Genomic DNA, 13,940 nt, shown 5'->3' on the forward strand with positions numbered 1-13,940 from the left:
GGTGATTGGCAATGCGCGTGCTGTTAGTCGAGGATGAGCCCGGATTAGTCGAATTTTTGACGTTGGAACTAGAGTTGCAAGGTGTGGCAGTTGATGTCGCACCGGATGGGGAGTCAGGGCTTGCGCTCGCGCGCGAGCATCCCTATGACCTATTACTTGTCGATATCATGTTGCCTGGCATGAACGGAATCGAATTGTGCCAAGCTGTTCGCACCTTCTCGAATGTCCCTTTGATTATGTTGACCGCTCGCGGGTCGGTGGCGGATCGTGTCGACGGGCTCAACGCTGGCGCCGACGACTACCTTGTGAAGCCGTTTGCAATTGAAGAATTGTGGGCACGCATGCGTGCCTTGCGGCGGCGACATGAGGCGTCATCCACGACGTTTCGGTTTGGCGAAGCCACCGTACAAATGGATCTTCATCGGGTTGTGTACCGCGGGCAGGATGTCGATTTGACGGCGCGCGAGTACGATTTGTTAGTCTACCTTTTGCGGCATGTCAATCAAACGTGTTCGCGCAACGAGTTGCTGGAACGTGTGTGGGGATTCCACACACCGGGGGACACGAATGTGGTCGACGTGTATATTGGTTATCTGCGTCAAAAGCTGGACCCGGAACGAAAGTACATTAAAACCGTGCGTGGCCAAGGCTATCGTCTTGAGGTGCATGATGAGTCGCCGTAGTACACAGGCGTCTTTGCTGCGTTGGAGCACATGTTGGTGCGCTGTTGTCTTTATTGTCTTCACTACCGTCTTTATGACGGCTTTCTCGGCGGCCAGCTTAAATTCGTACAAGCGCGTAATGGAGCTTGAGATGGCGACGTTACTCGGCCAAGGCGTCGACCAGTTGGCACAACAAACGGTGACGACGAGTTGGGATCGGTATGTCGCCGTGACAGACTCGGTGATCCGTCTGACGGATAACGAGGGCAACGTCTTGTTCCAAATCAACAGCCCGGTTTTTAGTAGTGACATCGTACAACAGATTGCCAACCGCGTGCCTGCTCAGCCGCAGGGACAGGCCTTCTCCAAGCCAGAATGGAGTTACCCGTATAAGTGGCGCGACGCCAGCGGATTTCACCGCGTGATCGCGCTGACCGAAGGCGTCCATTTTGAAAATGGCGCAAGCGGTGTGCTGGCGATTTATAGTCTGACGGATCCTTTGCGCCAGGACACCTTTCACATGTTAAGTGTGTTTGTCATCATGGATGTGGCTGTGATCGGCTTGTTTGCCGGTGGTATGTACGTATTGTTGCGCAGGGGATTTCAACCGCTGCAACGGCTGATGGCTGGGATACAACAAGTCGAGTGGCGGCGGGCTGGACGCCTTCGGTTTGAGCGGCTGCCACCAGAACTTGCGTCGCTGCAACAGTCGCTCAATCAATTGCTGGATCGCATTGATGACGCAGTCGAAGAGCAGCGCAGATTCATGGCAGATGCATCGCACGAATTGCGGACGCCCTTGGCGATTGTAGCTGGACACGCAAATCTGCTACGCCGATGGGGACATCAGAACGCGCGCGTTTGGGAGCCAGCCGTGCGCAACATTGTCCTTGAGGTGGAAAGGCTTCAGAAGTTGGTCGACCAACTTTTGACGATGTCACGTCTCGAGGAGGAGAAATTGCCGCCGGTGACCGAAGGCCTGGATCAACGTAGTCTAGAGGAACTGTTTGTCCGGTTGGGCGAAGATGCCTCGGTTTTACGCCCGGATTTGGATATCGAAGCACACGTCCATTTGACGCCTGGGACTCGGGTTGCTATCGAGCAGGACAGGCTGCGTCAGGTGCTGGTAGGCCTTATCGACAACGCGATGCGCCATACGAAGGAAGGGGGCTGGCTTGAACTTGCGGCCCGCGAGGAAGGCCCGATGGTGCGGATATCGGTCAGCGACGACGGCGAAGGGATACCCGCAGATGTGCTCCCGCACATCTTTGAACGGTTTTATCGCGGCGATGCGGCACGGGCGACGGGCAAGGGCTCGGGCTTGGGGCTTGCCATCAGCAAGCAGTTAATCGAGGCTTATCAAGGAAGGATTTATGTCCGCAGCCGTGAAGGTCGCGGGACTACCGTCATGATCTTATTGCCGACTTTGCGCACCATGCACATGGACGAAGAGAAGAGCGGGGAGTGACATCATGAGCACTGCGGACTGGCGAGTATTGCTGCCGACCGAACTAGACATTGTGACGGACGAATTCGCTGAGCATCCACTGAACAATATTCTCTATGATGACGAAATCGCTAAACAAGTCGCGCAAGGTGCGCGTCGCCCCACTGTGCGCGTATGGCGGCATGCGCCTGTGCAAGGACTGGTCGTCAGTCGACGAGACGTCGCAGGTGCAAACGGGGAATTTGCGATGGCCGCCATGGCAGACGAAGGCTGGCCCATTTTCGTCCGATCGACGGGTGGCACCGCAGTGCCGCATGGCAGCGGCATGCTCAACATGTCGATAATCTTTCCGCGGCAGCACGAGAAAGCCACCACGGACGCATATTACAGGTTGCTCTGTCAGCCACTCATCGACTGGTTTGTCCATCTTGGGCTATCCGCCTCGACAGGTGAGGTCCCAGGGAGCTATTGCGATGGTGGCTACAATGTGCAAGTCGATGGCAAGAAAATCGTTGGCACTGCACAGGCGTGGCGCGGGGGGTTAGCCGGCACAACGTCTCGCCATCCCGGATACGTTCTTGCACATGCTTGCATCGCGATCGATCTCGACATCGGCGCAGCCATTTCCGCTATCAATCGCTTCTATGGGTACGCGGGTGCCGCCATCGACGTCCAACCCGAGACCGCCAGCACGCTGGAGGAAAGGCTACAACGACCGTTTGACAGCGCCAAAGCCAAGCGGTCGTTGGTCGACTTTCTCGGTTCATATTTGACTACACAGGGCGTCAACGTCCGTTGCTAGACGGCTCTTGCGGATCGCCCATGGTAAGTGCGGTCGTACGCTTCGGATTCAAGGGCAATTCGACGCGCACCGTCGTCCCCTTGCCGAGGCCGTCGCTCCAGATACCGATGCGCCCGCCGTGCGCCTCTGCGACCCATCTGGCAATGGATAGCCCTAGCCCAGTGCCTTTGCTCGACTGCTCGCGCGATCGCGACGGATCGACGGTAAAGAAGCGGTCAAACACGCGATGCAAGTGCTCTTTCGCGATGCCTAATCCCGTGTCGCGGACAGACAGCGTCACATGGTTGCGGCTACGCGTTGCCGCCAACTCGATCTCGCCACCCTCATCGGTAAACTTGACCGCATTGTCCAACAAAATGACCAGCAACTGATGGAGTCGATCGCGATCGCCGAGTATAACAAGCGGTTCATTGGCTCGGACAGTTAGATGAATACCTTTCATATCGGCAATTGTTTCGTAGAGATCCTGAATGTGCAGCAATAGGTCACGCAGGTCAAGTGGCTTGCGGTCGATGGGCATGCGCTCGGAGTCGGAGCGGGCGAGGGTGAGCAAATCCTGTACCAGCTTGGCCAGTCGTCTCGCCTCGCCATGCGCGTTGTTCAGCCACTCCAAATTCTCCTCCACCGATTGATCGGTGTGTTCCATCACGATACCTAAATTCGATTGAATGACAGCGAGCGGCGTGCGCAGTTCATGCGACGCGTCGGCGACGAACTCCAACTGTCGCTGCCAGGCGCGGCGGATCGGCTGCAACATGCGATCCGACAAAATAAATCCGACAAGCGCGGCCCCGAGCATGCCGAAGGCGCCGACGAGAATAATCACCGATTGCAACTCACTCAACACATGAACGGTTTGTGAATCGTCGAGTAGTGTTGCCAAATAGGGAGAGCCGCCTCCCGAAGTCGGCAATTGAACGTAAAAGATGCGATAGTGCTCGCCCGCAAACGTGTAGTTGAGAAATTCTTGGTCATTTTTTACGGTATCAAGCCGAGCTTTGACATGAGCGGCGAGTGACGCATCTGGTATCGTGCTAAAACTTCCGTTCTCGACAAGTAAGAAGTAGATTTGCGGTGAACCCGTGGAGCCGAAGCTCGGAATACCTGTAAGGACGGCTGTGTTCATCACGCGGTAGGCGGCTTCGCGCAGGCCAAAATCGACGCTGCGCATGACGAAGCTACGAATGGTCGTGTATACGGCGACCGACGTGATGGTATAGAGTACAACCAAAAGCACGACGGAGAGCATCGTCAAACGAAGACTAAGTCGCCTAAACAAAGGGCACTTCCTTTCTTGGCGGGGCAATCATCAGCGCGCTTCGGAAGCATCGGGTTGAAACAGATAGCCGACACCGCGAACGGTGGCAATGTACGAAGGTTTACCTGGTTCGTCGATCTTTTTGCGCAGGAAATGGACGTAGTTTTCCACGGCATTGCCAATCACATCGGCATCAGGTCCCCACACGCGGTCGAGAATGATCTCTTTGGACAGCACTTTGTTTTGATTTCGCATGAACAGTTCGAGCAGTTGGAACTCCTTAGCCGTCAGCGCCAACGCTTCCCCGTTGCGCGTTACAGTACGGGTGCTAAAATCAAGGCGAAACGGGCCAGCTTCGATGGCGTCAGAGCCGCTGAATTGGCCTGTACGGCGCGATAGTGCGCGCACGCGGGCGAGCAATTCTTTGTTGTCAAACGGTTTGACAAGATAGTCATCAGCACCCGCGTCCAGACCTGTGACTCGGTCTTCGACCGTGTCTTTGGCGGTGAGGAGCAACACAGGGGTCTGCACCCCGTTCTCGCGCATGCCCCGGAGAATGTCGATGCCGCTCATCTTGGGCAGCATGATGTCGAGGATGACGATGTCGTAGCTGTCTGTAAGTGCCAAGTCGTATCCGGAGTCGCCATCGTGCACAGTGTCGACGGCGTACTGATTTTCTTTGAGCAATTGTTTGAGCGCGGAGGCGAGCCGCGCTTCATCTTCCACCAATAAAATGCGCATATGTGTACCCTCCTGTCACCACAAGCGGGCGATGGTCGTCCATTGTTATTGTACACGCTCAGCTTGAAGGACGCTCGAAGCAAGGAGGGATGGACTGAGGCAGTTTGGTTGGTATCGTCACGATATGTAAGATTTACTGCCGTGACGTGTGAAAATAAGAGAATTCTTAGCTTCCTTTGTACCTGTGCAAAAAGGGCGTCAACGCGCGATTTTTGTCCATATTCGCTGGAAAATCGTGATTCGCGTGGATTTGACTCGCCTTTACAAGCCCTTGTGCCGCAGCTAAAATTTGCGCTATACCAACGAATCTTCAATCAATTTTTCGGAATCTGACGTGCAATTATGATATTTCTTAATACGGACTCCGAAACTTGACATGACATTGCCGAAACCGAGAGATGGGAGGGGCATGACAATGGCGGAACCGCTCCTCGCGATTCGCGATTTAAAGACGTATTTCGTAAGCAAACACGCAGAGGTGCGCGCCGTCGACGGAATCGACATCGACGTCCAAAAGGGGCAGATTGTGTGCATCGTCGGCGAGTCAGGCTGCGGCAAGAGCATGACGTCACTGTCCATTATGCGCCTTGTGCCAAAGCCGCGCGGCAAGATTGTTAACGGTGAGATCTTGTTTGATGGCAAGGATCTCCTGAAACTGAGCGATCGCGAGATGGCCGACATGCGTGGCAGTGAGATTTCGATGATCTTCCAAGAGCCCATGACGGCGCTCAATCCTGTTCTGACGATTGGAACGCAGATCAGCGAGATTTTGATCCGCCACCGCGGCATGAACAAGCGCCAGGCTTTGGACAAGGCTGTCGAAATGCTGAAATTTGTCGGTGTGCCGCGCGCCAATGAAATTATTCACGAGTTTCCACACCAGTTGTCAGGCGGTCTGCGCCAGCGCGTGATGATTGCGATGGCCATGATCTGCGAGCCCAAGCTGCTGATTGCGGACGAGCCGACAACGGCGCTCGATGTGACCATTCAAGCGCAGGTTCTGGAGCTCATGAAGAAGATGCGCGATGAGACTGGCACGGCCATCATCATGATTACGCACGATCTCGGCGTCGTCGCCGACATGGCGGATCATGTCGTCGTCATGTACGCTGGTCAGGTGGTCGAGAGTGTGAACGCCGATACGGTGTTCGAACAGCCGAAGCATCCGTACACGCGAGCGCTGATGGACTCCATTCCGTCGCTCGAAGAGGACAAAGACGTTCTTTACTCGATTCCGGGCACCGTTCCAAGCGCAGCGAACTTCCCAAAAGGTTGTCGATTTGCGGAGCGCTGTCCATTGGCGCAGCCATCTTGCTTTGAAAAAGCGCCAGAGTTGCGCGAAGTAGCACCGGGCCATCTGGTTCGTTGCGATCTCGTTTCATGAAGAAGGGAGGGGTACGATGAGCCAGTATGTGTTGGAAGTGAAAGATTTAAAAAAGTACTTTCCTATCCGTTCAGGCGTATTTAAGCGAACCATAGGCCATGTGCGAGCGGTAGACGGGGTCTCTTTTGACGTCAAGCCTGGTGAAACGCTCGGGATCGTCGGTGAATCCGGTTGCGGAAAGTCGACGACAGGGCGCATGATCATGCGGCTGACGACGCCAACGGATGGCAAGATTTTGATTGACGGCAAGGATATTACACACGCTAAGGGTGCGGCGTTGCGCGAGAGTCGTCGGCATGCGCAAATGGTCTTTCAGGATCCCTACGCTTCGCTGAACCCGAAGATGAGTGTCGGGGAAAGCATTGCGGAGCCGCTTATCGTCAATAAGGTACTGTCGCGTGACGACGCATTTGAACGCGCCGCCCAACTCCTTGACACGGTTGGCTTACGGCGCACGGACATCACGCGCTTTCCACACGAGTTTTCCGGTGGCCAGCGCCAGCGTATCGGGATCGCTCGCGCACTTGCTTTGAATCCCAAGCTCATCGTCGCGGACGAGGCTGTTTCAGCTCTCGACGTGTCGATTCAGTCGCAGATTTTGAATCTGCTTATGGATTTGAAGCACGAATTTAATCTTGCATATCTCTTTATTTCGCACAACCTAGCGGTCGTAAGGCATATCAGCGATCGCGTCGGAGTGATGTATCTCGGTCATATGGTTGAAAACGGACCGAAATCTTCACTTTACGCTGATCCGCTGCACCCGTATACGCAGGCGCTGCTGTCGGCTGCCCCAGAGCCGCGGCGCGTGAAACGACGCGAGCGCATCATTTTGCAAGGGGACGTTCCAAGTCCAGCGAACCCACCGACTGGTTGTCCCTTCCATACACGCTGTCCGCGCGCGATGGACGTGTGTCGCTCGCAGATGCCTAAGCCCGTGATGGTTCATCCCGAGCACTGGGTGGCTTGTCATTTGCATGGTTGAGGCAACGTCTTGCGCATGGCATGCGCGGTTGCCAGTGCCAGTGCATGAACAGGTTCGGACTTCGGGATCCTAATGTGGTGAGGGTTTGACATCAGAGGGGGAACTTCAGTGAAGAAACAAAACGTTGCTGCGTTACTTGCTTTATCGACTGCACTGTCTGTTGCTACCCTAACAGGGTGCGGCGCGGCCGCGAACAATTCATCCCCGGTTGCCCCAGCAACCGGGAATGGCGCAGGCAATACGACAACGGGATCGGCCAAGATTCAAAAGGGTGGAACTCTGGTTGTCGCACTGCCGCCGTCGACCAACATCACGTGGTATCTGCCCATCGAAAATGCGGGTAACGCGAGCATCTACAATGCTCAGCTCGTTACGCAGATGTATCCGAACGTGATCTACATCAATAATCAGTACCAGGTCGACTATAACAACAGCTTCGCGGATAAGATCACGTACAACCCTGCAGGAACTGTGTACACCATTTCCTTAAAAAAGAACTGGAAATGGTCTGATGGTAAACCGGTGACTGCTAATGACGTTGTGTGGGACTATAACTTGATCAAGGCGACGGATAGCAAAAATGCACCAGCGCCGTGGCCTAATTACAACGCCGGATCGGGCGGGGTTCCGGCCAATGTGAAGAGTGTTGTGGCGACGAATCCATACACTGTGACCATTACGCTCAATAAGCCGGTGAACCAGCAGTGGTTCATCTACAATGGTATCGGGCAGTTGACGGCTCTGCCGGAACATGCGTGGAACAAGTACCCGAACGACATCAACCAAGAGATTGCATACTTGGGCAAAGAGGCCACGGATCCTTCATTTTTCACGGTTGTGGATGGTCCGTTCAAGCTTGTGAGTGCAAAGAGCAGTCAATCTTGGACGCTCGTGCCGAATCCGACCTTTGGCGGACACAAGAGTACGCTTGACAAGCTGATTTTCCAGTATGAGGCTTCTTCAGACGCGGAGTTCTCAGCCTTAAAGACGGGCAACGTCAACCTGGGATACTTGGATCTTTCGCAATACGGCTCGAAGGACGCCCTGACTTCTGCAGGCGACGTGATTACACCTGCGTATAACTTCGGGTATTACTTCATCGAGTTGAACCAGCAAAAAGGATCGCCGATGTATGCTGCGTTCAGCGATGTAAAGGTGCGTCAAGCCCTGGAGTACGCAATTGATCAAAATACCATCAACAATGAGATTTACCATGGGTATGCGCCGGCACAGTACGGCCCCATTCCAGCGACGCCGAAGACGGTTTTCTTGGATCCGAAGCTAGCTAAGCCATTGTTCCCGTTCAATTTGAATAAGGCCAAGCAGTTGCTCGAATCCGACGGTTGGAAGATGCAAAACGGCGTCATGACGAAGAATGGCCAGCAACTGAAGTTTGAGCTGATGTATCCGACGGGTGGAGAATCCACGACGCAGATGATGGAGCTCATCCAACAAGATTGGAAGCAAATTGGCGTAGTGGTTACATTGAAGCCTGTACAACTGGCCGAGGAATTTGGCATCATGAACAACAGTAGTCAACCTGGTAAGTGGGCAGCAGCGGCCGGCACCGGCATCACCTATGGCGGATCATACCCATCCGGTGAACAGTTGTTTGAGCCAGGTGGCCTCGACAACTTCGGATACAATGATCCGACGCTCGATAAGCTGATTGCCAAGACGACCGAACCTTCGGCTTCGCAGGCAGCGTCGCAGCAGGCGTTCTTTGCTTATGAAGAGTACGTCTCGAAGCAGGTACCGGTGTTGTGGAACAACGCCGTGGCGAGCCTCTCGGTGGCAGCTCCGAACGTTCATAATGCGACGCCTGAATATCTCAATCCGACGACCGAGTATCCTCTCTTTAACTATATTTGGATGTCCAAGTGATTATCGCGTCGGAGTCAAGACGCAAAATGACGATGGCGATCCGCACATGATGCGGATCGCCGGATGAGGAAGGAGGGGCAGCCGTGGTAACACAAACCGAGGTGAACAAAGTCTCTGTTGCACCGAAGGCGCAGTCGAATCGCTGGCGTACATGGAAGCGGTTCTGGCGCTACCCGATGAGCGCGATTGGCCTCATTGGCATCGTGTTGTTGTTCGCATTCTCGTTCATTGGGCCGATGATTTATCATGTGGATCCGCTACATGGCGACTTCACAGCCCTGTTGCAACCGCCAAGTTGGGCCCACCCACTGGGTACAGATGACGCCGGACACGATGTGCTTGCACGCATGATGGTTGGCGGACAGGCATCGCTCGAAGTCGGCTTCTTGTCGGCGTTTGTCGCGATGGCATTTGGTACCCTATACGGGATGGTCAGTGGACTCGTCGGTGGTTGGGTTGACATGGTGCTCATGCGTATCGTCGACATCTTGTTGTCAATCCCAAGTATCTTTATTCTGCTCTTTTTGAACGCGACGTTTAAGCCGAATGTCGGCCTGATGATTTTCGTCCTGGCGGCGACCAGTTGGCTCGGGGTCAGCCGTATCGTCCGCGGCGAAGTGCTCAAGATTAAAAATGAAACGTACGTCGAAGCAGCTTTACTCTCAGGTGTGCGCACCTGGCGCTTAATGTTGAAGTACCTTGTGCCCAACTTTATCGGCACGGTTTTGGTTACAACGACATTTGCGGTTGCTGACTCGATTCTCAACATTGCAGGTCTATCGTTCTTGGGACTAGGTTTGCCACCGCCGGCTCCGAACTGGGGTGCTGATTTGTCGGCGTCGATGAACTATATCTTCCAGAATGCTTGGTGGCTCACATATCCACCTGGAATACTGATTTTGATTGCGGAACTTTGTGTTAACTTTGTCGGCGATGGCCTCCGTCATGCGTTGGACACGCGTACGGATTGAACGTCAATTTGACCTGGCCAAGCGGTTACCGTGCGGCCAGGTTCGATGAATCGAGGTGAATCGCGTTGCTCAGTTATATTGTTCGCCGTATTATGGAGGCAATTCCAGCGTTGCTTGGTATCTCCATTATCTCGTTTATTCTGCTTCACATCGTACCAGGCAACCCGGTGCGCATTATGCTTGGCCAGCACTATACGGCGCAGCGCGCGGCCGCACTGTCCGCATCGCTTGGTTTGAACAAACCGCTTTATATGCAGTACTTAATCTGGCTTGGCAATCTCGTTCGCGGGAATTTGGGCTATTCGTACAACTACAGTGAACCGGTGACCTCACTGATTGTGCATGCTTTGCCAACCACGTTGTCGTTGGTGTTGATTTCAACCGTCTTCGCACAGTTGTTTGCGATGGCCATCGGCACGATTCAGGCGTATTTTGAGAACTCGATTGTCGATCACATCGTTTCCGTTCTCAATTACTTCTTCTATTCGATGCCATCTTTCTGGCTGGGTATTTTGCTCGTCATCTTCTTTGCCATTGATTTGCACTGGTTCCCTTCAGGCGGAGTGGTGAATCCACAGGATCAGAATCCCGGATTTGCGGACTGGCTTCACCACCTCGTACTGCCGGCGGCAACCTTGACATTAATCACCTTGGCAGGGTACTCGCGCTATATGCGTTCCTCTGTTCGCGAAACGCTTCTTCTCGATTATGTCCGTACCGCACGGGCCAAGGGATTGCGCGAATCGCAAGTGATGTTCCGACATGTGTTACGAAATTCCATCTTGCCGCAGATTACGCTGTTTGGTCTGTCGTTCCCGGGGTTGTTCGCTGGTGCACTCTTCATCGAAGAGATTTTCAACTATCCAGGGATGGGGTTGTTGTACTGGAATGCCACGGGTACGCTTGACTATCCTGTGCTGCTTGGTGTGACCATGTTCCTTGGTGTACTTACAATTGTCGGAAACCTGTTGGCAGACATCTTGTATAGTCTCGTCGATCCGCGCATCAGCTTTGACAACTTGTAAATACATCCTAACAACACAAGTGAAATGCGGGCGAATGGACAGAGAATATCATGTCCATTCGCCGCTTTTTTGAGTTGATTTGTTATATTTCCTTCCAGACAACCACAGTACCCCACTTTGTAAGAGAATTCTTAAAATGCGTTTCCCACTTCCCGTTCCCCCCTGAAATCCCCGCGAAATCAGCGTTTTCAGCATATAGATCGGCCTGTTTGACGGTTTGAAACGGCGTGTGAATATCTTTACAAACTTATCAAACATACGTATCATTTCACTATACAACAAATAATCAGTTAATTCGGATGGTTCAGCGCAGATGTGGCGCGGGACCAAAAGGTGGGGTGCGAGAGGACAAACCGGCGATTCGGTCACTATGAAAGGTTTTATCGTTCGTACAGAAACATCAAGGGGGTAGCAAGAAATGAAAAAGCGTCATCTTGCAGGCGCATTTGGAATGTCCGCAGTCTTGGCTGCCGGTGTTGTGGCCGGTTGTGCGTCCGCGCCGGCGCAAAACAGCAATTCGGCAAACAAAGCAACTTCGGTCGGGGCCGCAGCTACGGTAGCTCCGCAAAAAGGCGGTACACTTGTATACGCGTTGCCACCTGCCACGAACATCACGTGGTATCTGCCGATTGAAAACTCACAAAATGCAAGCCTCTACAACGCACAGCTATTTACGCAAATGTATCCGGGCGTCATATACATCAATAATCAGTATTGGATTGACTACGCGGACAGTTTTGCCAATAAAATCACGTATAACGCGACCGGTACAGTGTTCACCATTCAACTTAAACAGAATTGGAAATGGTCCGATGGGCAACCCGTCACAGCGCAGGATGTCGTGTGGGACTACAATCTGATTAAGGCAACCGACAATCCGAAGGCTCCGGCGCCTTGGCCGAATTATAATGCGGGTTCGGGTGGCGTACCTGACAACGTGAAGAGTGTCGTCGCCACGGGTAAGTACACAGTCACCATCACATTGAAAAAACCAGTGAATCAGCAATGGTTCATTTACAATGGCATTGGTCAGTTGACGCCTCTCCCAGAGCACGCGTGGAATAAGTATCCTTCCAATATGAATCAAGAGATTACGTACCTGGGCAAGGAAGCTACCAATCCGACGTTCTTTAAGGTCGTAGATGGTCCATTCAAGTTGCAAAGTGCAAAGAGCAGTCAGGCTTGGGTACTCGTACCGAACCCGACGTTCGGTGGGCACAAGAGCACGCTCGATAAGGTGATTTTCCAGTACGAAGCATCCTCTGATGCTGAGTTTTCTGCACTGAAAACAGGTGCCATCAACCTCGGTTATTTGGATCCGGCACAGTGGGGATCGCGTCAAGCCCTCACGTCGGTTGGCGACAGTATCGTTCCAGGATATAACTTCGGCTACTACTTCGTGGAACTGAATCAGTTGAAGGGCTCACCTTTGTATTCGGCATTCTCAGACTTGAAGGTCCGTCAAGCCCTTGAATATGCAATTGATCAGAACACCATTGACAAGGAGATTTACCACGGTTACGCACCGCCGCAGTATGGACCGATTCCGGCAACGCCGAAAACGGTGTTCTTGGATCCAAAGCTGCAAAAGCCGCTGTTCCCGTTCAGCTTGAGCAAGGCAAAACAATTGCTGGAGTCTGATGGCTGGACGTTGCAGAATGGCGTCATGACGAAGAACGGCCAAAAACTTGAGTTTGATCTCATGTATCCATCTGGTTCTCCTTCGACGACACAAATGGTAGAGTTGATTCAGCAAGATTGGCAGCAGATCGGTGTTGTTGTCAATCTCAAGCCTGAAGAGTTTGCTCAAGAAATTGGCATTATGAGCAATTCGAAGGAGCCCAGTAAGTGGGCTGCCGCTGCAGGTACCGGAATTACCTATGGCGGATCGTATCCTTCTGGAGAACAGCTGTTTGAGCCAGGCGGCCTGGATAACTTCGGATACGACAATCCGACACTTGACCAATTGATTAAGAAGACGAATGAGCCGGCCGCGTCCGCAGCTCAATCTCAACAAAACTTCTTCAAGTACGAGGAATTTGTGTCTGAGCAGGTCCCGGTTCTGTGGAACAACACGGCTGCTTCCTTGGGCGTTGTGGCTCCCAATGTACACAATGCGACGGCGCAGTATATGAACCCGACGACGGGATATCCGCTTCTCAACTACATCTGGATCTCGAAATAAGTCGAACACAACAACAGCGCAGGCCGTTGCTGGTCTGCGCTGTTTTATAGATTTGACTCAAGTTCTTCTGGCAACTCCGTGAACAATTCATGCCTACGTCCTCGTATGCAGCGGTATGAAATGCGAAGTGCTTCTCGCTTCCTGGATGGGTTTGCGCGATGCGCTAGACGACTTTCGTTCATCGAAATTTGTATGGTTTTTTGTTCATTGGGCGCCAAGTGAAGCCCCGTAACGCGATTGCCGCTGACGATGGGCGGGATTGCCGTACACCCGTCGTCGCTCTGAATGGCAAGCATAAGTTCTAGTGCAGGCCCAGTCCCGTAATTTTTCATGGCAATTTCCCAAACTCCACATGATGTTTGTCCGATGTCGTCGATCGCTACAATCGGATAAAATGTCTCCTGGTTCGCGCGGTGAATCTGGTACCATGACGTCACCGCAATGGCAAGTGTACCGACGGACGACAAAACACTTGCCACTTCCACGATGTCCAGCGACAGGGGCCATGCCATTTTATTGCCCCCCTTTGTGGCCTGTTTCCTCCGCAAGGCGAACGATCACTTCGTTCATTCCGTCTGCAGTATTCCACATGCGTG

Annotated in this window: 12 protein-coding genes; 9 read left to right on the top strand and 3 right to left on the bottom strand. The window is 53.1% G+C overall.

Annotated elements, in window-relative coordinates; genetic code table 11:
• The first annotated feature begins 11 nt into the window (after window positions 1-11).
• The 3 genes from QMF38_RS07445 to QMF38_RS07455 are packed head-to-tail and all read left to right on the top strand — an operon-like array spanning window position 12 to window position 2,911.
• Complete coding sequence (locus QMF38_RS07445) at window positions 12-683, top strand: response regulator transcription factor (protein WP_281759056.1); 672 nt, start codon at window positions 12-14, stop codon at window positions 681-683.
• A complete protein-coding gene (locus QMF38_RS07450; protein WP_281759057.1) occupies window positions 670-2,130 on the top strand; it encodes a sensor histidine kinase in 1,461 nt (486 codons plus the stop codon). The genes QMF38_RS07445 and QMF38_RS07450 overlap by 14 nt, the downstream gene beginning before the upstream one ends.
• Window positions 2,131-2,134: 4 nt before the next feature.
• Window positions 2,135-2,911, top strand: a complete 777-nt coding sequence (locus QMF38_RS07455) for a lipoate--protein ligase family protein (RefSeq protein ID WP_281759058.1) — start codon at window positions 2,135-2,137, stop codon at window positions 2,909-2,911.
• On the opposite strand, the gene QMF38_RS07460 is transcribed toward QMF38_RS07455, so the two are convergent.
• Complete coding sequence (locus QMF38_RS07460) at window positions 2,895-4,190, bottom strand: sensor histidine kinase (RefSeq protein WP_281759059.1); 1,296 nt, start codon at window positions 4,188-4,190, stop codon at window positions 2,895-2,897. The genes QMF38_RS07455 and QMF38_RS07460 overlap by 17 nt on opposite strands.
• 30 nt (window positions 4,191-4,220) lie before the next feature.
• On the bottom strand, window positions 4,221-4,910 hold the full coding sequence (locus tag QMF38_RS07465; protein WP_040290701.1) for a response regulator transcription factor: 690 nt from the start codon (window positions 4,908-4,910) through the stop codon (window positions 4,221-4,223).
• A 415-nt stretch (window positions 4,911-5,325) separates the two neighbouring features.
• Between QMF38_RS07465 and QMF38_RS07470 the strand changes: the two genes are divergently transcribed.
• The 6 genes from QMF38_RS07470 (at window position 5,326) to QMF38_RS07495 (ending at window position 13,344) form a co-directional block, all read left to right on the top strand.
• Complete coding sequence (locus QMF38_RS07470; protein WP_281759060.1) at window positions 5,326-6,294, top strand: ABC transporter ATP-binding protein; 969 nt, start codon at window positions 5,326-5,328, stop codon at window positions 6,292-6,294.
• Window positions 6,295-6,310: 16 nt separating this feature from the next.
• Window positions 6,311-7,279, top strand: coding sequence for an ABC transporter ATP-binding protein (locus tag QMF38_RS07475; protein WP_006448087.1), 969 nt, complete (start codon window positions 6,311-6,313; stop codon window positions 7,277-7,279).
• 108 nt (window positions 7,280-7,387) lie between these two features.
• Window positions 7,388-9,163 (top strand): peptide ABC transporter substrate-binding protein, encoded by a 1,776-nt coding sequence (locus QMF38_RS07480; protein WP_281759061.1) that lies wholly within the window; start codon window positions 7,388-7,390, stop codon window positions 9,161-9,163.
• Window positions 9,164-9,246: 83 nt separating this feature from the next.
• Window positions 9,247-10,134, top strand: coding sequence for an ABC transporter permease (locus tag QMF38_RS07485; protein WP_281759062.1), 888 nt, complete (start codon window positions 9,247-9,249; stop codon window positions 10,132-10,134).
• Window positions 10,135-10,199: 65 nt separating this feature from the next.
• Window positions 10,200-11,159 carry an ABC transporter permease gene (locus tag QMF38_RS07490; RefSeq protein ID WP_040290698.1) on the top strand — a complete coding sequence of 320 codons (960 nt, stop codon included), beginning with the start codon at window positions 10,200-10,202 and terminating at the stop codon, window positions 11,157-11,159.
• 418 nt (window positions 11,160-11,577) lie between these two features.
• Entirely contained in the window at window positions 11,578-13,344 is a 1,767-nt protein-coding gene (locus tag QMF38_RS07495; RefSeq protein ID WP_281759063.1) for a peptide ABC transporter substrate-binding protein, read from the top strand.
• 44 nt (window positions 13,345-13,388) lie between these two features.
• Here the strand turns inward: QMF38_RS07495 and QMF38_RS07500 are convergent, their stop codons facing one another.
• Window positions 13,389-13,856: a hypothetical protein gene (locus QMF38_RS07500; protein WP_281759064.1), complete on the bottom strand. Its 468-nt coding sequence runs from the start codon at window positions 13,854-13,856 to the stop codon at window positions 13,389-13,391.
• Between the last annotated feature and the right edge of the window lie 84 nt (window positions 13,857-13,940).

Origin of the sequence: Alicyclobacillus hesperidum subsp. aegles (assembly GCF_027923525.1) — a bacterium.
Lineage (GTDB): Bacteria > Bacillota > Bacilli > Alicyclobacillales > Alicyclobacillaceae > Alicyclobacillus > Alicyclobacillus aegles.